Annotated in this window: 20 protein-coding genes; 4 read left to right on the forward strand and 16 right to left on the reverse strand. The window is 54.0% G+C overall.

Features of this window, described 5'->3' with window-relative positions:
• Window positions 1-134: 134 nt before the first annotated feature.
• The 3 genes from HRQ63_RS09425 (at window position 135) to HRQ63_RS09435 (ending at window position 3,138) form a co-directional block, all read left to right on the forward strand.
• The gene (locus tag HRQ63_RS09425; RefSeq protein ID WP_229714118.1) at window positions 135-950 is read left to right on the forward strand and encodes a helix-turn-helix transcriptional regulator; all 816 of its coding nucleotides are present in this window, start codon (window positions 135-137) and stop codon (window positions 948-950) included.
• A 127-nt stretch (window positions 951-1,077) separates the two neighbouring features.
• The gene (locus HRQ63_RS09430) at window positions 1,078-2,451 is read left to right on the forward strand and encodes an MFS transporter (RefSeq protein WP_172242349.1); all 1,374 of its coding nucleotides are present in this window, start codon (window positions 1,078-1,080) and stop codon (window positions 2,449-2,451) included.
• A 96-nt stretch (window positions 2,452-2,547) separates the two neighbouring features.
• Window positions 2,548-3,138, forward strand: coding sequence for a TetR/AcrR family transcriptional regulator (locus HRQ63_RS09435; protein WP_172242352.1), 591 nt, complete (start codon window positions 2,548-2,550; stop codon window positions 3,136-3,138).
• 24 nt (window positions 3,139-3,162) lie between these two features.
• Here HRQ63_RS09435 and HRQ63_RS09440 read toward each other — a convergent pair whose 3' ends face one another.
• The 12 genes from HRQ63_RS09440 to HRQ63_RS09495 all read right to left on the reverse strand — a co-directional run bounded on the left by HRQ63_RS09440 (window position 3,163) and on the right by HRQ63_RS09495 (window position 16,420).
• Window positions 3,163-4,128: an SDR family oxidoreductase gene (locus HRQ63_RS09440; RefSeq protein WP_172242355.1), complete on the reverse strand. Its 966-nt coding sequence runs from the start codon at window positions 4,126-4,128 to the stop codon at window positions 3,163-3,165.
• Window positions 4,129-4,384: 256 nt separating this feature from the next.
• Window positions 4,385-5,368, reverse strand: a complete 984-nt coding sequence (locus HRQ63_RS09445) for an AraC family transcriptional regulator (RefSeq protein ID WP_172242358.1) — start codon at window positions 5,366-5,368, stop codon at window positions 4,385-4,387.
• Between the two features lie 79 nt (window positions 5,369-5,447).
• Window positions 5,448-5,825: a hypothetical protein gene (locus tag HRQ63_RS09450; RefSeq protein ID WP_172242361.1), complete on the reverse strand. Its 378-nt coding sequence runs from the start codon at window positions 5,823-5,825 to the stop codon at window positions 5,448-5,450.
• Between the two features lie 272 nt (window positions 5,826-6,097).
• Window positions 6,098-7,204, reverse strand: coding sequence for a glycosyltransferase family 2 protein (locus HRQ63_RS09455; protein WP_172242364.1), 1,107 nt, complete (start codon window positions 7,202-7,204; stop codon window positions 6,098-6,100).
• 58 nt (window positions 7,205-7,262) lie between these two features.
• Window positions 7,263-8,792: a phytoene desaturase family protein gene (locus HRQ63_RS09460; protein ID WP_172242367.1), complete on the reverse strand. Its 1,530-nt coding sequence runs from the start codon at window positions 8,790-8,792 to the stop codon at window positions 7,263-7,265.
• Between the two features lie 51 nt (window positions 8,793-8,843).
• Window positions 8,844-10,259, reverse strand: coding sequence for an aldehyde dehydrogenase family protein (locus tag HRQ63_RS09465; RefSeq protein WP_172242370.1), 1,416 nt, complete (start codon window positions 10,257-10,259; stop codon window positions 8,844-8,846).
• Window positions 10,246-11,754, reverse strand: coding sequence for a phytoene desaturase family protein (locus tag HRQ63_RS09470; protein ID WP_172242373.1), 1,509 nt, complete (start codon window positions 11,752-11,754; stop codon window positions 10,246-10,248). The genes HRQ63_RS09465 and HRQ63_RS09470 overlap by 14 nt, the downstream gene beginning before the upstream one ends.
• Window positions 11,755-12,609, reverse strand: coding sequence for an alpha/beta hydrolase (locus tag HRQ63_RS09475; RefSeq protein ID WP_268239448.1), 855 nt, complete (start codon window positions 12,607-12,609; stop codon window positions 11,755-11,757).
• 346 nt (window positions 12,610-12,955) lie between these two features.
• Window positions 12,956-14,584, reverse strand: coding sequence for a chaperonin GroEL (gene groL, locus HRQ63_RS09480; protein ID WP_172242376.1), 1,629 nt, complete (start codon window positions 14,582-14,584; stop codon window positions 12,956-12,958).
• Between the two features lie 92 nt (window positions 14,585-14,676).
• The gene (groES, locus tag HRQ63_RS09485; protein ID WP_037283609.1) at window positions 14,677-14,958 is read right to left on the reverse strand and encodes a co-chaperone GroES; all 282 of its coding nucleotides are present in this window, start codon (window positions 14,956-14,958) and stop codon (window positions 14,677-14,679) included.
• 232 nt (window positions 14,959-15,190) lie between these two features.
• The gene (locus HRQ63_RS09490) at window positions 15,191-15,676 is read right to left on the reverse strand and encodes a MogA/MoaB family molybdenum cofactor biosynthesis protein (protein WP_037283611.1); all 486 of its coding nucleotides are present in this window, start codon (window positions 15,674-15,676) and stop codon (window positions 15,191-15,193) included.
• Window positions 15,677-15,781: 105 nt separating this feature from the next.
• A complete protein-coding gene (locus tag HRQ63_RS09495; protein WP_308809918.1) occupies window positions 15,782-16,420 on the reverse strand; it encodes a 5-formyltetrahydrofolate cyclo-ligase in 639 nt (212 codons plus the stop codon).
• A gap of 198 nt (window positions 16,421-16,618) precedes the next feature.
• Between HRQ63_RS09495 and HRQ63_RS09500 the strand changes: the two genes are divergently transcribed.
• Window positions 16,619-18,595, forward strand: coding sequence for an ABC-F family ATP-binding cassette domain-containing protein (locus HRQ63_RS09500; RefSeq protein WP_172242381.1), 1,977 nt, complete (start codon window positions 16,619-16,621; stop codon window positions 18,593-18,595).
• Window positions 18,596-19,050: 455 nt separating this feature from the next.
• Here HRQ63_RS09500 and tsaD read toward each other — a convergent pair whose 3' ends face one another.
• The 4 genes from tsaD to tsaE are packed head-to-tail and all read right to left on the reverse strand — an operon-like array spanning window position 19,051 to window position 22,042.
• Window positions 19,051-20,127 carry a tRNA (adenosine(37)-N6)-threonylcarbamoyltransferase complex transferase subunit TsaD gene (gene tsaD / locus HRQ63_RS09505; protein ID WP_172242384.1) on the reverse strand — a complete coding sequence of 359 codons (1,077 nt, stop codon included), beginning with the start codon at window positions 20,125-20,127 and terminating at the stop codon, window positions 19,051-19,053.
• Window positions 20,128-20,132: 5 nt separating this feature from the next.
• Window positions 20,133-20,660: a ribosomal protein S18-alanine N-acetyltransferase gene (gene rimI, locus HRQ63_RS09510; RefSeq protein ID WP_172242387.1), complete on the reverse strand. Its 528-nt coding sequence runs from the start codon at window positions 20,658-20,660 to the stop codon at window positions 20,133-20,135.
• A 28-nt stretch (window positions 20,661-20,688) separates the two neighbouring features.
• Window positions 20,689-21,504 (reverse strand): tRNA (adenosine(37)-N6)-threonylcarbamoyltransferase complex dimerization subunit type 1 TsaB, encoded by an 816-nt coding sequence (gene tsaB / locus HRQ63_RS09515; protein WP_172242390.1) that lies wholly within the window; start codon window positions 21,502-21,504, stop codon window positions 20,689-20,691.
• On the reverse strand, window positions 21,491-22,042 hold the full coding sequence (tsaE, locus tag HRQ63_RS09520; protein ID WP_172242393.1) for a tRNA (adenosine(37)-N6)-threonylcarbamoyltransferase complex ATPase subunit type 1 TsaE: 552 nt from the start codon (window positions 22,040-22,042) through the stop codon (window positions 21,491-21,493). Before tsaE ends, tsaB begins: the two co-directional genes overlap by 14 nt.
• Window positions 22,043-22,060 lie beyond the last annotated feature (18 nt).

Genomic DNA, 22,060 nt, shown 5'->3' on the forward strand with positions numbered 1-22,060 from the left:
CATCTATCAATTTTTTGCGATTATTCCTTCTGCTTCATCTTGTTTTGATGATACAATTAATCGGCTACATATCAATCATTTCTCATGACGGGAGATTATTTCATGCAGGAGCATATTTTTTCCCTGCGCCTTCTTTGACGCATTTGCTGTGTTATCCGGATTTTATCGGAGGCTATGGCGATCATCCGGCGCATGCCGTCGACCGCCCGGCCCGAAGCGGCGATCTTCAGCTGGATAGGCTGTACAACCTGCATATCGTGCGCAGCGGAAAAGGAACCGTGACTTTCGGCGGACGCGCGTTCCAACTCGGCGCGGGCAGCGGATTTTTATACGGACCGGGCACCGCGCAGCGTTACGCTTCGGATTTCGCGGAACCGTGGGATATTCGTTGGATTCACTTTTCGTGCGCGGTCGCGGATCGGCTGCTCGGCAATCGCGGACTGGGCGAGGTATGGATGTTCGGACTGCCGGACGAGACGCGCGTGCATGCATGCATGGAAAGATTGCTTACGCTCGGACGGGCCTCCGATTTCGGAAAAGAAGCCGAAACTTCCGCGCTCTTGTACGAGCTGCTGGTAAATCTGGTGCACGAAGCTTCGCCGCTGGCATTGCCCCGCGATCCGTCTATCCCCGGCATTCATGCCGCGGCCGACCGGATTCGCGGCCAATGCACGGACCCAGAACTCTCGATCGCCGAGATCGCCGCTTCCAGCGGTTACAGTACTCCGTACTTCAGCCGCAAGTTCCATCAGCTGATGGGCCGGACGGCAAGCGTCTATTTGTTGGAAGCCCGGGTACTGCGCGCCAAGCAGCTTCTGATGTCCACCGACCTGACGGTGAAGGACATCGCGCTTGCCTCGGGCTTTTCGCAAAGCAGTTATTTTATTCAATGTTTTCGAAAAGCGGAAAAAATGACGCCGGAGCAATTTCGGACGAGCAGACGGGCATAGAACTTTTTTTGCCTGCTGCTCGCTTTTGATTTCAGATTGACAGTTCCCGTCCCAATCGACTATGATCATACCGAATGACAGTAAGTACTGACAGTCATTACACTCGATAAAGAATTGAGGAACATCCATGTCTACCGCTCCCTCCGCCCTTCCGAAAAACGGGAATGCGCTCATGCGCATTCTCGTGTTCACTTTGATTTTATCCGTGATGAACGGAACGATGTTTAACGTCGCGCTCCCCGTCATCAGCCGGGAGTTCGCGCTCTCTCCTTCGCAGGTCAGTTGGATCGTCACCGGATATCTGATCGTGTATGCGATCGGAACCGTGACGTTCGGCAAACTTTCCGAGAAATACAGCCTGAAAAATTTGCTGACGTCAGGGCTTTGTTTCCTGGTCTTCGGGTCGTTGATCGGGCTGGTCGCGGGTTCGTACGGGATGATTATCGTCGCGCGTATTCTGCAGGCCGTCGGCGCTTCCGTCATTCCTGCGGTTGCCATGATCATTCCGGTTCGCTATTTCGCGCCCGACAAAAGAGGCCGGGCTTTAGGCACCATGGCCGTCGGCATCTCGCTCGGTTCGGCGATCGGACCGATCACGGCCGGATTCGTCACCAGCGCATGGAGTTGGCAGGTGCTGTTCGCGATTCCGGTATTGTCGCTGCTGACGCTCCCTTTTTACCGCAAATATCTGGACGATGCGAAAGGTTCCGGCAAAAAGATCGACCTGCTCGGCGGCTTGCTGCTTGCGGGAACCGTGGCGTCCATGCTGCTGGCGTTAAGCAATCTGCAAATTGGATACGTCGGAATCGGGACCGTGCTGTTGGTGTTGTTCGTTTGGCGTATCCGCTCCGCCGCCGAACCTTTTATCGCGCCGGCGATCTTCCGGAACCGCGCGTATTCGTCCAGCCTGCTGCTTGCCTTTTTCATGATGGCGATCAGCTCCGGCATCCCCTTCATCGCGCCTCAGCTTCTGGCCGGCGTGTACGCGTTCTCGCCCGTGATGATCGGAGCCGCGATGCTTCCGTCGGCGCTTATTACCGCATTTCTCGGACGCCGGGGCGGCAAGCTTGCGGATGAAAAAGGGAATGCGGCTTTGCTCTACGTCGCTTCAACGCTGCTGATCGCAGGCTTTCTCTGCTTGTCGTCCGCGGTGGGATTCTCGCCGATCTGGATTGCCGTCTTCCTGATCTTCGGCGTGCTCGGTCAATCCTATATGCAAATTACGTTATCGAACACCGTGTCCCGGGCACTGGCTCCGGAACAGGTCGGCACGGGAATGGGCTTGTTGTCCATGTCCAACTTCATCGCGATGGCCGCCGTTACGGCCGTGACCGGCAAGGTGCTGGATCTGGGAAACACCGCCGTTCGGCTGAACCCGATTCCGCCCGCCGGCGCAGGGCTGCTGCACAGCAATATCCTGATCACGCTTGCGTTTTTGACGGTCGGAATGACGGTTTTTTATCGGATTTTCTTCGATAATGCCGCGCGGCGCAAGGCTTGAGCGATCATTGACAACCTATGCGGGATCGTATATCATCATCCAGATGACGCTCCGGTCCGCATGGATATCGGAGCGTACCCGTGATGAGGTGAAGGAATGAACGAAGATCGAAAAGACAATAATCGCGACAAAATGATGCGGATCGCGATTGATCTGATCGCAAGCAGAGGGTATAAAAGCGTCACGACGCTCGAAATCGCGACGGCTGCGGGCCTAAGCGAAAAAACGCTGTTCCGCAACTTCGGCAGCAAGCAGAATCTGCTCGAAGCGGCATTCGGCCGTTTTCATTATAAGGAAGAAATGAGCCGGATCTTCAGCGAACGACTGGTCGGAGAACTGCACGCGGATCTTCTGCTGATCAGCCGCAATTATCATGAGATCATGAACCGCAACCGCAAGATGATCTTGATCGGACTCAAGGAAGCGGAAAATCTCCCCGGTTTTCTGGAAAACACGTCCGAACACCCCCGTCAGCTCATGGCTTTTCTGACGGAATATTTCAAGCGCATGAATGTCGAAGGCAAACTGATCGAAACGAATGCCGAACTTCAAGCCTTCTCTTTCATCTCTATGAATTACGGGATTTTTCTCAGCGACTTGGTCGAAGGAACCCGCTTCCCGGGCTTGTCCCTGGATGCCGTGATCGAGGAGAGCGTTCGGACGTTCGTCCGCGCGCTGACCCCGTAGACGCGTCAAGGCAAGGCTTACACGTCAGGATTTAAAATAGTCTCCCTGCTCCATTTCTTCGCTCAAGCTCCGCTCCTCGGGCTTCCAGCCCATCCGTTCCCGCGTTTGTTCGGAAGAAACCGGGTTATCCGCCGCCGCGAAAGACGCCAGCCAGCCGAAGTACGCTCCGGCTTGCGCCGGCTGCAGCGATCGGACCGGTGTTCCGGTATGCCTGCCGATGCTTTCGGCAATCTGCTTGAACGGCATGCCGGCTTCTCCGACCGCATGAAACCGCGAACCGGCTTCCCCTTGCTCGGCGGCCAGGGCAAACAGCTTCGCCGCGTCCGATCGGTGCACGGCCGCCCAACGATTCATGCCGTCGCCAATATAAGAGGCCGCGTTTTTCGATCGCGCGATCCGTATCAACGAAGGCAGCAGGCCGCCCCGGTCGCCCGTTCCGTATACGATCGGCGGCAAACGGACCAGGGAAGCGGAAATGCCGCGCCCGGCAAGCTCGAGCAGCGTCCGTTCGGACGCGACCCTCCCGCCTCCGACCGAACCGGGATCGCCGTCGTCGCTTTCTTTTCCGACCGTTCCCGCTTTTAACGTCATCGTGGGTAGGGCGATCACGATCGATCCGCTTTTTCGCGACAAGCCTTCGCCCAACGCGCGAATCGCGCGGCACTCCGCGCCGACCGCTTCCTTCATGAACCGCGCCGGAATATGGCCCGGACTTCCGCCGAGCAGTATGCGCGTTTTCGCGGATAAGCCGGCCTGCGAAAACTTATGGAAAAAAGCCGTATGAATGACCGCATCCATTTCTTTCGCCGCGTTTCGCAGCAGTTCTTCGCGTTCGATCGATCCTCGGATCGCCCGAATCCCTGCTTTTTCCAACTGCTCGGCCGCTTCTTTCGACCGGACCAGTCCCGCCGTTTCATGCCCGCGTTTTTGAAGTTCCCGTACGATCGCGGAACCTACGAATCCGTTTGCTCCCGTTACCAACACCTTCATTTTTCCATCTCCTTCGATTTGTCGATCCTGACGCTTTTTTCGTATCGGCGAGTCTTCGTACCGACCGCTTTGCGAATCGTATATTCCGCTTGTGATCAGTATATAAGGTTCGCCCGAACGATCTTTGACCGTTTCGCGCCGTTTTTTGCCCGATCCGACGAATCAGCGGATAAACCGAAAAACCCGCAAAGCCTGAAGCTGCGGGTTGAAAGCGAAAAATCATTCAAGAAGCGGTAAACGACGGGCGGCGAATATCTTACAAGCTCGCTTCGTTCGCGTTCGCCTGCATACCGGAGGATAATTCGATTTGTTTCCATTTGGCGATATCGCGGCTCGGCGGGCTGCCGAACAATCGGCGGTAATCGCGGCTGAACTGAGCGTCGCTGATATAACCGACCAGCCGGCAGGCCGTCGTCGCGTCGTATTCGCCCGCCAGCATCAAACGGCGTGCTTCCTGAAGACGCAGCTCTTTTTGGTACTGAAGCGGGCTCATGGACGTGACGGATTTGAACTGCGCCCGGAACGACGATTCGCTGAAATGCGCGCGCTGCGCCAAGTCTGCCATTTTCAACGGTTCGGCAAAATGCTGCTGAAGCCAGGCGATCGCTTCGGCGATGCGCCGCACGCTCGATTCCGCCAATGCCGTTTCCGCCACATGGACGCCGATCGAGCTGCGCAGCAGGCGAACGAAAATTTCGTCCATGGCGAGCGAAGCCAATAAGCCTTCGTCCTGCCGATCATCCAGACAGGCGACCAAGCGCGAAATCGCGGCGATCAGCTCCGGCTGCGATTCCAGCACGTATTTGGCACGGTACGATTTCGATTTGGGCAGTCCGTCCGGAAAAACGCGAGGAATCAACGCGGCGATTTTTTGCGGATTCAGATACACGCCGACGCCCAAAAAAGGCTCCGTCGGGCTGGCCTGAACCGTTTGCATCCGCACGGGAATCGCTACGGGCACCACGATGACTTTCGAACCGCCGTATTCCGTTTCCTCTTCGCCGACTTTGACGGTTTTTTTACCCTGCGCGACTATGCCTACCGTCGGCCAATACATCGTATACGAATAATGGGAAGGCTCGATCCGCGAATAACGGTTCAGATACAAGCCCGGAATCGACGACTCGCCCGTTCCGTCTTCACGGATATGGGCAGCGACCAAAGAAGCCAGCCGTTTCGTTTCCGTATCGGCCTGAATGCGCTGTTCGTTCGAAAAAGTTTCGCCGCGTTCATGAATCATATTGGTCTGCACCTCCGGTTAACCGATTCGATACGATCATTATTACAAAAAGCCTGCCGCTCGGCGACAGGCTATGCGTTCAAATGCTTTGACTCAGTTCCAACTGAGCATCCAGTTCTCTAACGATCTCTTCATACACTTCGGGACCGGTGCTTTGCCACACGATCGAATCCTGCCTCAAGAAACTGAGCACGCGTTCTCCGCTTTCGTTAAACTGCTTCAGCAGTTCCCCGTCCAGCTTCAAATGAGTCGTTTCTTGCAAAATGACCGTATACTGTTTGCAAATCTCGGCCTGGTCGAGCGCTTGTCCGGGCGTCAAAGGCAGCCATTCGTAAGCGCCGCTTTCCACGATCTCGGACGATCCTTCAATATACGTCATCGAAGAATCTTTCATGAACGCTTTGATCAAAATCAAAATGGCTTGCAGCTTGTTTCTTAGTCGTTCTTTGTCGCTCATTACAGGGTCCCCTTGTACCATAAGATCGAAGCGCCCCATCGCCCTTATCCATGTACGCCTTAATTTTATAAAAATTCGTCAGAACGTTCAATAGTAAGCAAATAAAATTTTCTTCATTGTAAAATGGAGTCTAATATAGAAAAAAACGGAGCCCTTTGGGGATCCGTCGCCGGTATTGCTTATCAGGTTTTGAAAGCTTGTTTACGTCAGGCCGCTCATGTCTCCCCTATTCGCGGCATCGAAGACGCGCAGGACATCGGATCAGCCCGTATTCAGACCTTGATTTTACGCCCTTTCCAACTGACGGAGTGAAACACGTTCACCCGGATGAAGGAATAGAGATAGATTCCGATGAAGAACGCGAACCATACCGGATAGACAAGAAAAATTACTTTTTTGAAGTTTCCGACCCGCCCGGCAAACCATGCGGTTTGAACGGCATACAGCACATACAAGATCCCGCTGAGCGCGATGGCGGCAGGGTTTTGCTCGACAAGTGAAGACACCAAGGCTCCCAATGTCGTGAAGCTGCCGGTAATCCAGAAAATGACCATGAGCATCACAAGGGGATGCGTCGACTTGGAGCCGACGGCGAAGCTTTTGCACCAACCCTCGATCAAGCTGCCTACGCCTTCCGGATACATGCGCAGCGAGATGATGCCTTTGCCGCCCAGGCAGCGAACGGGAAGATCCTGTTCGAGGAACGCTTCGCCCAGCGCCAGATCGTCCATGATCGCGCCTTCGATTTTTTGATGTCCGCCGGACAAAAAATAATCGTCGCGGTCGCATAAAATGCACGGACCGAACGAACCGGCCGTTTTGAGCTTGGAGCCCCGGATCGTGAACAGGTTCATCCCGACCACCACAATGATGTTGAAGATGACGGAAATATGCTCATACAACCGTTCTACCGTATGAAAAGGCTGAAGCGCCGTAATGCCTCGGGCTCCCTTGCCTTGGTAAAACTCCAACAAACGGCTTAAGCCGTCTTCGCTGTCGAATTTCGTATCCGCGTCCAAAAATAACAGCCATTTTCCCCGGGCCTGTTCGGCGCCGTACCAGCAGGCCGACGATTTGCCCGATCCGTCGTTACGCAGCACGTTGGCGCCGTAGCTTTGCGCGACGGCGACCGTCCCGTCCGACGAATCGTCGTCGACCACCAGAATTTCGAATGACTTGAACCGCTGCTGCTTCAACGATTGCAGCAAAGGCACGATTCGGCTTTCTTCGTTTCTGGCCGGAATGATGATGGACAGAAACGGCAGGTCGGCCTTGGACTTGGAAGAAGAACCGGGCACCGGCAGCGACCAGAACATAAAAACGCCGATAGCCATTCCCGCGAATCCGATGACCAGCCGGACGATTTCCACGGTCGTCATGCGATCAACCCCCTTTCTATGCGTGCGCGCGCGGTATTTTGTATCTTTGCCGACTTTTTCATTTTACCGAATAATCGAACGGTTCGCCCGTATCGTCCTGGATCAATTCCTGAGCGGCGATTTTGGCCGACAGAAGCACGATCGGGACGCCGGCGCCGGGATGCGTGCTGCTTCCGGTAAAATACAAATTTTCGCAGTGGCTCGCTTTGCTTTGCGGTCGGTAGTGGTTGCTTTGCTTCAATATAGGCTGCAGGCCGAACGCGGCTCCGTTATGCGCATTGAATTTGGTCTTGAAATCCAGCGGCGTAATATGCGTTTCGGTCACGATCTCGTTTTCGACGTTTTCGAAGCCGCGGATTTTCTTCAATTCGCTCAAGATATACCCGCGGTAATAAGCAACCGTTTCCTCGTTCCATTCATAATCGGATTCGGCCGCGTTCGATACAGGCATCAGGATATACAGTCCGTCTTTTCCTTCAGGTGCCATGGACGCATCCGCCTTGGAAGCGATGTACACGTAAAACGAAGCGTTCGTCAGTTTTTTGCCGTCGAAAATATCTTTCAGGTTGCGGTCGAGATCCTCGTTGAAAATGAAGTTATGCACATGGTCGGTTTCTTCATACTTTCGATCCATGCCGAGATACAGCAGGAAACAGGAACACGAATACTGCATGCTGTCCACTTTCTCGTCGGTAAATTTCCCTTTGGCCGGCTTGTCTTGGACCAGCTGCTTGATCGCATACGGGAAATCCGCGTTGCAAAGGACGAAATCGGAAAAGACGTTTTGTCCGTCCACGACGATCCCTTCCGCCTTTTGATTTCGAATGACGATCTGCTGCACGTCTTTGCCGTAATGCACGACGCCTCCGAGCTCTTTGAACAGTCTCTCCATCGACAACGCCATCGTATACATGCCGCCTTTGATAAACCATACGCCGTATAAAAATTGAAGCATAGGAATCATCGTATAAAAAGAAGGACTGGTTAGAGGGGAAATCCCGATATACAACGTTTGAAAGCTGATCATCTGTCTGAGCCTTTTATCCTTGATATACCGGCCGACGAATTTGTCCGCGGTATCGTACGGCTTCAGCTTCAACGCTTTTTTCAGCATCGGGAGGTTATAAAAATCGCTTCTTTTGCGGAAAGGCCTCGAAAGGATATGATGCTTGGCGATCATGAATTTTTGATAAATGTCGTGCATGTATTGAAAAAAGCCCGCCGCGTCTTCTTCGCTGATCGACTCGATCGTTGAGGTCAGCTTGGTCATGTCGGACGAAATATCGAAAGGCCGGTCGGGAATATCGCTGAAATAAGCCCGATAAATCGGGTCCAATTTTTGCATGGGAATATAATCGTCCGGGTCGCGTCCGCATACTTCGAATATTTCCCGGTAGATCTCCGGCATCATCACGATGCTCGGTCCCAGATCGAATGTGTATCCCCCGTCCAGTTCGATGCGGTTCATTTTGCCTCCGGGCTTCGATCCTTTTTCGTAGATTTCCACCTGGTAGCCCGCGGATTGAAGCCTGATGGCAGAAGCAAGCCCCGCCACTCCGCTTCCGATGACAATCACCTTTTTGCTCATGCAAAATCCTCATTTCCAAATCCGATTTGCTTGATTCCGATACCGGTTCCCTTACAGAATCCGCTTTCTAAATTTCTTCAAAGCTTTCATGTTCCGTTCGGAATAAGGCGGGAATTTACCCGAAAAACGCAGGTAATGATACGTGCGGACGCTCGTTTTTTCGTAGCTGAACGCCAGAAAACCGGCTTTGCCGTGATAAGCGCCGTAGCCGCTTTGTCCCACCCCTCCGAACGCGATATGGGGACTGGCGGCATGATGGATCACTTGGTTGACGCTGGTCGTCGAGGACCGCATATAGTCGTTGAACCGTTGAATATGATGCTTATCGGTACTGAACAGGTAGCCGGTCAACGCGTCGCGCTGAAGAGTGCCGCCGGACAATAATGCATCCAGATCGGCATAAGGAATGACCGGAAGAACCGGACCGAAAATTTCTTCCTCCAAAACCGGGCTTCCCGGCCGAATATCCGTCAATACGGTCGGCGCGATAAACCGGTCGGCGCGATCGTGATCGCCGCCGTGCCGTACGGTGCCCTGACCGATAAAGCCGGCAACTTTTTGAAAATGGGCATCGGTACAAATTCGTCCGTAATCCGCGCTTGCCTGAGGCTGATCGCCGTAAAAAGCGGACAGCGCGGCTGAAATTTCGTTCAGCGTTTGCTCGTACACGGATTGATGCACGAAAAGCGTATCCGGCGCGATGCACGTCTGGCCCGCATTCAGAAATTTCCCCCAAACGATGTCTTTGACGGCCGCTTCGGAAAAGCCCGTTTCGTCGATAATGCACGGGTTTTTGCCGCCCAGTTCCAAAATAACCGGCGTCAGCCGCTTGGCGGCCTGGTCGGCGACCCGCTTCCCTGTTTGCCCGCTGCCCGTGAAAAAAATCAGATCGAAAGAAGCCGAGGTCAGCGTGCCGGCGACCTGTCCGTCTCCCGTTACCACATACACTTGTTCGGGAGGAAACGCTTGATTGATGACGGTTTGGAGCAGTTCGGCCGTTGCCGGCGCGTATTCGGACGGTTTGACGACGCAGGAGTTCCCGCCGGCGATCGCTCCGATTACCGGCATCAACGTAAGCTGGACCGGATAATTCCACGAACCGATGATCAGGACGCTGCCGTGCGGCTGCCTTTTTTTTCGGAGAACTTCCAGATAGCCCAATTTCAGATGCCGGGAGCTTGTCGATCGGTTCCATCTGTTCAAATGTTTGCACACATGATCGATTTCGTTCAAGAGAACGGCAAGCTCCGAGGAAAACGATTCGAAAGCCGGCTTGCCCAGATCCGCATAAAGAGCGTCGGTCAGTGCTTTTTCGTGCTCCGTCAGCAGGGCCTTCAGCTTCAAAAGCCGTTTTTTGCGCTTTTCGTTAGAAGGACTGCCTTCAGGCAATCCTTCTTTCCGCTGCTTTTCGGGCAGGCTTTTCAAAAAAAGGATTCGATCATCCGTCAAAGGTTCAGCGTCGGGCATGTGAGGCATCCTTTTGCACGATTTTTTTGCTGACAAGCTGACCGCTCAGCGTCACCATAGGCATTCCGCCGCCCGGATTCACCGTTCCGCCCACGAAATACAGGTTGTTGTAAAGTTCGCTTTCTTTGGCATGCTTGAATCCTTTATTTTTTTTGCGGTCCGATACCGTTCCGTAAATGGCGCCGCGGTCCGAGCCGTACGTGTTGCGGATATCTTCCGGCGTCCACATGTCTTTGGTGACGATATTGGCTCGCAAATCGTGCAAGCCCATTTTCTCCAACTTGATCAGGACGCGCTCGGCGAACTGCTCGTATTCCTGACGGCTGATCGGTTTGTTATCCTGGATATACGGAATATGCGGCAGTACTTTGATATTTTCATGGCCTTCCGGCGCCTGCGAAGGATCGGTTTTGTTGACGTTGACCAAATAAATGACCGGATCATTCGGCAGCTTGTGGTCATGGAAAATAGACTGCATCTGCTTCTTCATGTTTTTCGCAAAAAAGAAATTGTGATGGCGAAGCTGCGGATAACTTGCTTTCACGCCCAAATGCAGCACGAGACCGGAACTTGCCGGTTCGAATTTTTTCTTCAATTTGTCCACGAAGCGGCTGTCTTCCTCAAGCAGACGTTCGTACACCGGAATGACTTCCATATTCGACACGTAATAATCCGCGGTAAGCCGCGTTCCGTTTTCCAGCCAAGCACCCGTGATGACGTCTTTCTTTTTTTCGAGTTTGGTAACCGACATCCCAAAATGGAAACGGACTCCGATCTCTTCGGCAAGCTTTACCAAACCGTCCGCCAGCTTATTCAATCCGCCGGGCACGTACCACAAGCCTTGATCATGCTGCATGTAGATCATCATGTTCAATACGGCCGGCGCGTCGTAAGGCGACGAACCGACGTATTTGATAAAGTACGACAGCATGTCGCGCAGCTGCTTATTGCTGATCCGTTTATCGATCGCTTCGTGAACGGTGGAAAACAGATCGAAATTTTTCAACGCGCCAAGCAGGGTGGTATGCTTCATGATTTCTCTCGTCGAATCCACGCCGTGCTTGAAATAAGTCTGATCCGTCATGTCGTAAATCTTTTTGGAATACTCCAGCAGCTTCCCGTACTCGCGCATGTCTTTTTTGCTCAAGGAAGGATTATTCTCGCCCATTTGCTTCAAGTCTTCGTACAAGTCGATCACGTTTCCGTCCGGGAAAAAAGAACGCCATTGATGGTCCAGCTTTTCGATCCGCACGTAGTCGTTCATCGATTTCCCGCTGGCGTTGAACAAATGTTCGAACACGCGGGGCATCGTCAGGATGGACGGTCCCAAATCAAAACCGAACCCGTCTTGGTCCAACCGGTTCAGCTTGCCCCCGATATGATTGTTTTTTTCGTACAATGAGACCTCGTATCCCGCCTGCGCCAACGATATGGCCGCCGACAATCCTCCGAGCCCGCCTCCGATAACCATTACGCTTTTCTTTGTCGTGTTCACTTAATTGATTTCCCCTTCCCGTCGATCCGAAATGTGCGCTGCTGCCTTTATGTAATCCTTGAGATTCCTTGCGACTATCGCCCAGGCTTGCTCCGATTTTTCCTTGGGGCCCAGATGGGTAAAAGCATGTTTGCAGTCTTTGAATACGTTCGCTTCCACCTTCACCCCGGCTGCTTTTAATTTCTCCGCGTAACGCTCGGCTTCCGGCCTGAACGCGTCCTGTCCCGCGATCAAGATAAGCGCCGGCGCCAATCGGTCGCTGACCGTCGCGTAAACGGGAGAAGCAAGCGGATTTTCCGCTTGGCCTTTTTGGGGCACGTAACACATGTTCAAAAAATGGGCGGCTTGCGGATACCGGGCGCGCCACATATCCGTTTCCGGCTTGTTCGAATGCGGAGTGGCAAAATCCAGCATCGGGCAGTTCAGCACTTGAAGCAGCGGCTGCGTCTCCCCTTTTTCTTCCAGATACAAACAAAGAGCGGCCGCCAGATTCGCGCCGGAGCTTTGTCCGCCGACCATGATCCGCCGCGCATCGAGATTCAAATCGTCGGCGTTTTTTTTGATCCACCGAAAAATGTCATACAGCTGTTCGATCGGCTTCGGAAAAGGATACTCCGGCGCTTTGGCGTACTCCACGTTCACCACGACGCATTCGGCCCGGTTGGCCAAATAACGGCAGTACGGATCGTCCATTTCCTTGTCGTGCATGATAAAAGCCCCGCCGTGAAGATTCATGTAAACGGGGAGCTTATCGCGTTCGGCTTCCAAGGGATAATAAAAGGAGATATCCGCGGTTGTTACCGATGTTTCGACCTTCAGTTCTTTTTTTTCTTTCACCGGCTCGAAAGGGAGCATGGGCGTTTTGAGCGCCCGATTGGGCAGGAGACGAAGCAACCTTGCAGCCATAAGAGTGAACAATAAGATAACCTCGCTTTTTTTACCGTTTGAATAGGAGCTTGTCAACTCTTAATCAGAGGTTTACGTTCAGCTGGGCGTAACCTTACATTTAGTGTTGACAAGGTAACAGTAGCTTGACCAACCTTAATTTAGCTTGGTCAAGCTAATGGGTCGTGGGTCGTGGGTCGTTGCTAAAATGTGCTCTCTAATGCTATTACCCTTTATTTCATTAAAGAGACTCAGATAGCAAAAAAAAGCGCCAAACCCTGATGATCAGAGTTTGACGCTCGGTATTGGAAATTTATTACATCATGCCGCCCATACCGCCCATGCCGCCCATATCAGGAGCAGCAGCGCCGGCAGGTTCCGGTTTGTCCGCGATTACGGATTCGGTCGTCAGGAACATAGCCGCTACGGAAGCCGCGTTTTGCAGAGCGGAACGCGTTACTTTCGCAGGGTCTACGATACCCGCTTCGAACATGTTGACCCATTCGCCGGTTGCGGCGTTGTAGCCGATGCCGACTTCTTCTTTTTTCAGACGGTCCACGATAACGGAACCTTCTTCGCCGGCGTTAGCCGCGATCGTGCGGATCGGCTCTTCCAGAGCGCGCAGAACGATGTTCACGCCCGTTTTCTCGTCGCCGGTTACCGTCAGAGCCGCTACGGCTTTGTATACGTTAACCAGAGCCGTACCGCCGCCGGATACGATACCTTCTTCAACGGCTGCGCGAGTCGCGTTCAGTGCGTCTTCGATACGCAGTTTGCGTTCTTTCAGTTCCGTTTCCGTCGCCGCGCCGACTTTGACAACCGCTACGCCGCCGGCCAGTTTAGCCAGACGCTCTTGCAGTTTTTCTTTGTCGAACTCGGAAGTGGTTTCTTCCAGCTGCGAACGGATTTGGTTCACGCGAGCATCGATGTCGGACTTGTCGCCGGCGCCGTCCACGAGCGTCGTGTTTTCTTTCGTTACGCGTACTTGACGAGCCGTACCCAGTTGATCCAGCGTCGCCGCTTTCAGTTCCAGGCCGAGCTTCTCGGTGATCACTTGACCGCCTGTCAGAGCCGCGATATCTTGCAGCATCGCTTCGCGACGGTCGCCGAAGCCAGGAGCTTTGACCGCAACCGCGTTGAACGTGCCGCGCAGTTTGTTCAGAACCAGCATCGGCAGAGCTTCGCCTTCCACGTCTTCGGCGATGATGACGAGGGCGCGGCCTTGCTGCACGATTTTCTCCAGCAGCGGCAGGATGTCCTGAGTCGTGCTGATTTTTTTATCGGTGATCAGGATGTACGGGTTCTCCAGAACCGCTTCCATCTTGTCCGTGTCCGTGATCATGTAAGGGGAAATGTAGCCGCGGTCGAATTGCATGCCTTCCACGACTTCCAGCTCCGTAGCGAATCCGCGGGATTCTTCAACGGTGATAACGCCGTCTTTGCCCACTTTTTCCATGGCTTCCGCGATCAGTTCGCCGACTTCTTCGTCAGCTGCGGAGATTGCCGCGACTTGAGCGATCGATTGTTTGCCTTCGATCGGCTTCGCGATGTTTTGCAGTTCGGCTACGGCCGCTTTTACCGCTTTGTCGATCCCTTTGCGAATAACCATAGGGTTGGCGCCTGCCGTTACGTTTTTCAGGCCTTCGCGAATCATCGCTTGAGCCAGAACGGTCGCCGTAGTCGTACCGTCGCCGGCTACGTCGTTTGTTTTGGTCGCGACTTCTTTAACCAGTTGAGCGCCCATGTTTTCGAAAGCGTCTTCCAGTTCGATTTCTTTCGCGATCGTAACGCCGTCGTTCGTGATCAGCGGGCTGCCGAATTTTTTCTCCAGCACCACGTTGCGTCCTTTTGGACCGAGCGTTACTTTTACCGCGTTTGCCAATGCGTCCACGCCGCGAAGCATCGAACGACGGGCTTCTTCTCCGAACAGAATATCTTTAGCCATTATCGAATAACCTCCCTGAAATTATGGATGATGGAGCAACTTGTCTTGCTTGATCCGAGTCTTGCCGAAACGCTTATGTGTAAGGATGACACTTAAGCCAAGATGGCGTGAATGTCGCTTTCTTTCATAATCAGGTATTCTTTACCTTCGTACTTCACTTCGGTACCGGCATATTTGGAGAACAGGACGCGGTCGCCTTCTTGGACTTCGAGCGGAGTGCGCACGCCGTCTTTCAGAATGCCGCTGCCCACGGCGATAACCTTGCCTTCTTGCGGCTTCTCTTTCGAAGCATCCGGAAGCACGATGCCGAACGAAGTCGTTTCCTCCTGCTGGATCGGTTCTACGAGTACGCGTTCACCCAACGGTTTAATCATGAAAAATAGCCTCCTTGAAAGGTTAATTGAGAAAAGCGGTATAGCTTCATTGTTAGCACTCGACAACGTATAGTGCTAACAGCCAAGTTTTATATTACTAGTCTCCGCGCAAAATTTCAAGTCCCCCCGCACAAAAAAAGACTCCCTTGAATGCCCAGGGTCGTCCTTCTTGTTCGGCGCTTCTTTAAAGACCCCAGCAACCTATTCCCCAAGGAATCGGTACTCGAATCTTCTACTGCCGATATTGGCCCGTAACCATCAACAGAGCTTCCGGCAGTTGATCCATGATCGCCGCAAAGTTCTCATGCACGCCTTTCGGCGTTCCCGGCAGGTTCACGATCAGCGAACGTCCGCGAATTCCGCATATGCCGCGGAACAGCATCGCCGCCCGATTTTTTTGCATGACGCTCATGCGCATGGCCTCAGCCATCCCCGGTACTTCACGCTCGATGACGCGCTTGGTCGCTTCCGGCGTCACGTCGCGGTTAGCCAGCTCCGTGCCTCCGGTCGTGAGGACCAGATCCGCTTGAAAATAATCGGTCATTTCGATCAATGCAGCCATAATCTCATCCAGTTCGTCGGGTACGATCCGGTATTCGATAATCTCCCCGCCCACTTCTTCTTCCACCAGCTCCCGGATCACCTGCGCGCTCGTATCCTCCCGCTCGCCTCGTGCTCCCTTATCGCTGGCCGTCAAGATTGCCACTTTCCACAGCATGAGGTCACCTCTTCTCATCCATCGCTCTTCTTGCTCCCGGCGTATCACGCAAGGACGCGTTCATCTCTAAATCTATATGGCTCCGCAAGGCCGATCATCGGATATTCAGGCATTGCCTGTCGTACTCGTCATACCGGCCGGCACGATCAGAAGTTCCAGTCGAAAGTCGTGCGGCTCCATCGGCACTTCCGCCACGATCTGCTCGTCGAAGGCCAATGCCCAATATGCGGGTGCGGCTCCGGCAACGAGGAAACGCTCGGCCAGACGATCATAGAAGCCGCCCCCGTAACCGATCCGTCCTCCTTTAAGATCGAAGGCCAGTCCCGGTACGAGCACTGCGTCGAGTTCGCCAAGCCGCTCTTCCGGCCACTCCGGCAATTCCGCTTTCGGCTCGGGAATGCCCCAACTCCCCGGCACTTCGTCCGCAGCATCGCTCATTTCCAGCAGCCGCATGCGGCGGGTTCCTTTTTCGATCCGCGGCGCCAGAACGATATCGCCGCGCCGTCGGCACTCGGCCAGCAGCGGACGCACGTCCAGCTCGCTGCGAAAAGACAGATAGCCGAGCACGACCAACGGTTTCCCTTTGCGTTCGCGCAGCGTATCCAGCCGGCTTGCAGCCAATTCGCACACGGCAGCCGAGTATAACGGACGCAGCGATTGCGGCACTTCCTCCCTGATTCGCTCCATTCGGCTCCGAAGCTCCGCCTTATCCGCTACAGGTTCGATGCCGCTCGCCTCCCGAATTCTCTTCTGTTCTCTTTTTTGTTCTCACATGCTCAAGTTTATCATTGTTTTGCGCAAATAACCACCGCTGACGAAGCACTCATAGGCCATAGGTGGCTTTTTCTCGTTAAATGTCCTTCTTCCTTTTGGTTTTTCGACGCTATTAATGTAAAATAAAAAAATAAAAGACCCGCGAGAAGCGATGGAGGATACGGAATCATGCTACTGCAAGCTACGGGAATCACGAAAAGATATGGCGTTCAGAGCATCCTGGAAGGCATTACGTTTCAAGTGCTCGAACGCGAACGCATCGGCCTGGTCGGCGTAAACGGCGCAGGCAAATCGACGCTGCTCAAAATTTTGGCCGGCGAAATGTCGCACGACGAAGGCCAGATTTTCAAAAACAAAGAAACGACGCTCGGCTACCTGGCCCAAAACAGCGGATTGCAGTCGGATCGAACCATCCAGGAAGAAATGCTGGACGTGTTCGCCGACCTGCTCGATGCCGAAAAAGAAATCCGCGAGATGGAACTGGAGATCACCGAAGGTTCCTCCCATTCCGAGCAGGACAAAGCGTACCAAGATCTGCTCAACCGCTACGCGATGCGCTCCGACTGGTTCCGCGACCGCGGCGGTTACGAGATCGGCACCAAAATCCGCAGCGTGCTGCACGGGATGGGCTTCGGCGAATTCGATCCGGCCACGATCGTATCGACGCTGAGCGGCGGTCAGCGCACCCGGTTGGCTTTGGCGAAAATGCTGCTGCAAGGTCCCGACCTGCTCATGCTCGACGAACCGACCAACCATTTGGACATCGAGACGCTGACCTGGCTGGAAGACTATTTGCGCAGTTACGAAGGCGGCCTGTTGATCGTTTCCCACGACCGCTACTTCCTGGACAAAACGGTCACGGCGATCGTGGAGATCGAACGTCACCGCGCACGCCGTTATACAGGCAACTACAGCCGCTATACGGAGGTCAAAGCTGCCGAGTACGAAGCCGATCTCAAGCAGTACGAAAAGCAGCAAGGCGAGATCGCGAAAATGGAAGCGTTCGTCCAGCAAAATATCGTCCGGGCTTCGACTACCAAGCGTGCGCAGAGCCGGCGCAAAGCGCTGGAAAAAATGGAACGCCTCGACCGTCCGGCCGGCGATCTGAAGCGGGCCAACTTCTCGTTCCAGGCCGCATACTCTTCAGGCAAAGACGTGCTGCACGTCGATGGCCTGTCCGCTTCCTACGACGGCAAAGACAAACTGTTCCGCAACGCTTCGTTCGCGCTGAGCCGCGGCGAGACGGTCGCGTTGATCGGCCCGAACGGCGTCGGCAAGTCCACGCTGCTCAAGACGCTGATCGGCAAACGCCAACCGGACGAAGGCCGTATCACCTGGGGAGCCAAAATCCAGATCGGCTACTACGACCAGGACCAGGATACGTTGAATCCGCAAAATACGGTATTAGAAGAACTATGGGGCACTTATCCGCATATGGAAGAAGCCCGTATCCGTACTGTGCTGGGCAGCTTCCTGTTCAGCGGCGAAGACGTATTGAAACGAATCTCGGCACTCAGCGGCGGGGAAAAAGCACGCGTGCTGCTCTCCAAGCTCATGCTGCTCGAAGCCAATACGCTGGTGCTCGACGAGCCGACCAACCACTTGGATTTGTACAGTAAAGAAGTGCTGGAATCGGCGTTAATGGATTTTGACGGCACGCTGCTGTTTATTTCCCACGACCGTTACTTCCTGAACAAAATGGCAGAGCGCGTGATCGAATTAAGCCCGAACGGCATTGACGCTTATCTGGGCAACTATGACGATTATGTAGAGAAGAAGCAGGAGCTGGAAGAGATTGCGCGCGAAGCGGCCGTGCTGAGCGGCAATCGACCAAAGCCTTCTACGTTCAGCTCGGCTTCGGCGGCGGCCAACGATGTCGCGCAGGAAGCGAACAATACGCAAGCTTCGTTCGAGGAAAGCAAACAGGCCAAGCGCGAAGAGCGAAACCGTCAGCGTCGCCTGGAGCAGTTGGAAGTACTGATCGTGGAGCTTGAGAGCGCCATAGCGGCACTTGAACTGGAGTTGACACTTCCGGAAATTTACGAAGACTACATGGCGATTCAAGAACGTCAGTCGGCGATCGATACCAACAAAACGCAGCTTGCCGCCGCTTTCGATGAATGGGAAGCCTTAGCGGCAGAATAATTTTTTTGTCAAGAGACTTTTTCGTCTATCCCTGTTATCCACCGTCTTATCCACAGAAAACAGAGTTGACTCGCTAGCTTACCGGCCATTTTGGTCGGTTTTTTTGTTTTCTCGCGGCCTTTTTTAACTCCAAACCAATTTTATCCACTTTTTTATCCACATTATCCACAGATTTTAAGTTTGTGATTTGAAAAACATATCCCCTTTTGCAGACAAAATCGAGACGTTATTTGACGGGCATTCGAGGTGCTTTTCCACAAATTGAAGGGGATATGTGGATAAGTTTATTCAGGGATTGACAAGCGGAGGTAAACTGTGCGTAAAAGTCTTTATCGGATTCAAGATTCTTTTTTACAATTCGCTGACGGATTTCTTCAACAAAAAAGCATCCCGACAAACGCGAATCGCGTTCGTAAGGATGCTTAACGTTGATGCTTCGCATAATGCGTGCCCGGTTAAGGCGCGGCCGCGGCTTCGACCGACCAGCCTTCCAGCGACATGCCCGGCTCTCCCTTGATATACAAATCGCTGACTTCGCCGCGTATCCATTTGATATAAGCCGCCGCTCCGATCATCGCCGCATTGTCCGTGCAATATTTCATAGGAGGGATCAGCAGCGGGATGCTTTCTGCCGCACAGCGTGCCGTCAAGGCGCTCCGCAAACCGCCGTTCGCCGCAACGCCGCCGCACAGCAGCAGCTGCTTCGCGCCGAACTCATGCACGGCACGAATCGCTTTTGCGACCAACACTTCGACTACCGACTCCTGGAAGCCTCGGGCGATACCGCCTTTGTCGACTTCTTCGCCTTTCATCCGGCTCTGGTTGACCAGATTCAGCACGGCCGACTTCAAGCCGCTCAGACTGAAATCATAGGAACCTTCTTCCAACCATACGCGCGGCAGCGGTACCGCGGACTCGGAAGCTTGTGCCGCTTTGTCGACATGAGGGCCGCCCGGATACGGGAACCCCAATGCACGAGCCACTTTATCGTAAGCTTCGCCGACCGCATCATCGCGCGTCTGCCCCATGACTTCAAAGCGTCCTTCGCTCTCCATCCGCACGATCTCCGTATGTCCGCCGGAAACGACCAGCGCGATTGCCGGGTATTGCACGTCTTCGATCAGTCGGTTGGCGTAAATATGTCCGGCAATATGATGGGTGCCGATCAGAGGCTTGTCCAGCGCAAAAGCAAAAGCTTTCGCTGCCATAATGCCGACCAGCAGCGCGCCGACCAGCCCCGGACCTTCGGTCACCGCAATCGCGTCCAAATCATCCGGCTGAAGACCGGACTCGGCAATCGCTTGTTCCAACAGCAGCGTGATGCACTCGACATGTTGTCTTGACGCGACTTCCGGCACGACTCCGCCAAAAGCTTTATGCGTTTCGATCTGGCTTGCCACGAGATTGACCAGCACCTCGCGGCCGTTCTTGACGATGGCGACCGAAGTCTCGTCGCAGCTGGTCTCTACCGCCAGAATATGCACGTCTTTGCCCGGTACGTGCTGTTCTTGTTCAGTTGATGCGTTATTCATGCCTGTTACACGCTTCCTTCCGTATTTCCGGCCGTTTGCGGATGATCTTGAAAATCGATCCACATGATCACGGCATCCTCGTTGTTGTCGGAATAGTACCCTTTGCGGATTCCGATCTCCCGGAATCCCATTTTAGCATATAAATTGCGGGCTATTTCATTGCTCACCCGGACTTCGAGCGTCGCGCGTTCCAGCCCCTGCGCTGCCGCTACGTTGAGCAGCGCACTCAGCAGCTGTTCGCCCAGCTTGCGTCCGCGATACGCGGTGCGCACCGCAATATTGGTAATATGCGCCTCGTCGACGACCGTCCACATTCCTGCGTAGCCGGCCGGAACCCCGTCGACTTCCATCATCAGATAACGGGCAAAATGGTTCATGGTCAGCTCGCTGCGGAAGGCTTGCTCCGTCCACGGCAGCGAAAAAGACTCATGTTCGATAATCATGACATCCTGAATATCTTCGAGCCGCATGGCGCGAAAAGTTACAAACGGCTCGCCCGAAGGCTCTGCCGATTCAGTTTCTCGATGCTGCATAAAATGCGGCCCCCTTTTATGGATAAAATTATTGCGGGTTACGAAGCAGATTCGCTTCCGCTTCGGTGACCTGCGTGTAGTTCGGCAGCAGCGAATGCGCTTCGGCCGTATCGCCTGCGGCAAGCTTGCGTTGTCCGATGCGACCGATCCAACGCGCTTCGGTTACGCAATCCTGCAAGCGTACTTGCTCCGAAGATAATCCGGTCAACTCGGCAATCGCAAGTACGGTCTCCGCATGCTTGACCGTCTCTCCGGTAAACAGGATATGATCGGGTCGCTCGGACGGAGCAAGCGCCTTGAATCGTTCGGCAAGCTTCGCCGTCCACTCGCCGGTAAGCAAAATGGCATCCTCTGCCAGACGATGCAGGGAAAAATCGCTTAATGACGCATCGGAAACCGATTCTTTTTCTCCCGGTACGTTCGCTTCGAATAACGCGGTATAAGCCTGTCCGCGTCTGGCGTCGACAAGCGGGATGATCCAGGTCCGTCCACGAAGAACCGCAGTCTCGAATCCCGAAGCGGCTTGCGCTTCCAGGCTGGATACGGCTGCTACAGGCAGCTTTAACGCCCAAGCCAAGGTTTTCGCCGTCGTTACGGCAATGCGCACGCCTGTGTAAGATCCCGGTCCCACGCCGACCGCGATTCCGTTCAGCTCGCGTTTGTTTGTCCCCGATTCATGCAGGACACGCTCGATCTCCGGCAGCAGATTGACCGAATGGTTGCGCTCCGCCAGATTATTGCTTTCGACCAATACGTCGGCCCCGTCCAGCACCGCCACGGCTTGCGCGGCGCTGGACGTGTCCAACGCGAGAATCCGACCCTGCGGCCGGTTATGCTTTTCCATCTTCTAATTCCCCATCCTTCTTCGATTCTCCTTGCCCTGCGCCTGGTTGAGTCATCATTAGTGCTGACTCAGGCAGCGCTGCTATCCACTGCGCATAAGGAGTACCGACGCCTTCGCAATGAATGATTCGGCCTTCGCCTCCCGTATGCTCGATGCGCAAGTTCAGGCGTTCTTCCGGCAGCAGACCGGGAATGATCGAGGCCCATTCGACCAGCGATACGCCGCGGCCTTCGAAATACTCGTCCAATCCCAGATCTTCTGCTTCATCCTGCGAAATTCGGTAAACATCCATATGATAGAGGGGCAGACGCCCTTCATATTCCTTGATTAACGTAAAAGTAGGACTGTTCACGACACCCTTGACTCCCAGCGCGGCGGCAAAACCTTGCGAAAACTTCGTTTTCCCCGCGCCCAGATCGCCGTCGAGCGCAAGGATCGTCCCCGGCTTAGCCAAGTTCGCAAAATATTCGGCCAGCGCGGCGGTGTCGGCTTCACCGTGCGATACCCACGATTTCGTTACTTTTTCATATGCGTGCACGCTTTCTTCCACCTTCGC

The sequence above is a fragment of the Saccharibacillus endophyticus genome, assembly GCF_013185185.1.
Lineage (GTDB): Bacteria > Bacillota > Bacilli > Paenibacillales > Paenibacillaceae > Saccharibacillus > Saccharibacillus endophyticus.

Bases quoted from the DNA above. Each gene is read 5' to 3' on its own strand.
- HRQ63_RS09500 (WP_172242381.1), top strand. From the start codon at position 16,619: ATGCTACTGCAAGCTACGGGAATCACGAAAAGATATGGCGTTCAGAGC.
- HRQ63_RS09440 (WP_172242355.1), bottom strand. From the start codon at position 4,128: ATGAAGGTGTTGGTAACGGGAGCAAACGGATTCGTAGGTTCCGCGATC.
- tsaD (WP_172242384.1), bottom strand. From the start codon at position 20,127: ATGAATAACGCATCAACTGAACAAGAACAGCACGTACCGGGCAAAGAC.
- HRQ63_RS09475 (WP_268239448.1), bottom strand. From the start codon at position 12,609: ATGCTCCCTTTCGAGCCGGTGAAAGAAAAAAAAGAACTGAAGGTCGAA.
- HRQ63_RS09490 (WP_037283611.1), bottom strand. From the start codon at position 15,676: ATGCTGTGGAAAGTGGCAATCTTGACGGCCAGCGATAAGGGAGCACGA.
- HRQ63_RS09445 (WP_172242358.1), bottom strand. From the start codon at position 5,368: ATGATTCATGAACGCGGCGAAACTTTTTCGAACGAACAGCGCATTCAG.
- groL (WP_172242376.1), bottom strand. From the start codon at position 14,584: ATGGCTAAAGATATTCTGTTCGGAGAAGAAGCCCGTCGTTCGATGCTT.
- HRQ63_RS09455 (WP_172242364.1), bottom strand. From the start codon at position 7,204: ATGACGACCGTGGAAATCGTCCGGCTGGTCATCGGATTCGCGGGAATG.
- HRQ63_RS09435 (WP_172242352.1), top strand. From the start codon at position 2,548: ATGAACGAAGATCGAAAAGACAATAATCGCGACAAAATGATGCGGATC.
- rimI (WP_172242387.1), bottom strand. From the start codon at position 20,660: ATGCAGCATCGAGAAACTGAATCGGCAGAGCCTTCGGGCGAGCCGTTT.
- HRQ63_RS09460 (WP_172242367.1), bottom strand. From the start codon at position 8,792: ATGAGCAAAAAGGTGATTGTCATCGGAAGCGGAGTGGCGGGGCTTGCT.
- HRQ63_RS09430 (WP_172242349.1), top strand. From the start codon at position 1,078: ATGTCTACCGCTCCCTCCGCCCTTCCGAAAAACGGGAATGCGCTCATG.
- HRQ63_RS09465 (WP_172242370.1), bottom strand. From the start codon at position 10,259: ATGCCCGACGCTGAACCTTTGACGGATGATCGAATCCTTTTTTTGAAA.
- tsaB (WP_172242390.1), bottom strand. From the start codon at position 21,504: ATGGAAAAGCATAACCGGCCGCAGGGTCGGATTCTCGCGTTGGACACG.
- groES (WP_037283609.1), bottom strand. From the start codon at position 14,958: ATGATTAAACCGTTGGGTGAACGCGTACTCGTAGAACCGATCCAGCAG.
- HRQ63_RS09450 (WP_172242361.1), bottom strand. From the start codon at position 5,825: ATGAGCGACAAAGAACGACTAAGAAACAAGCTGCAAGCCATTTTGATT.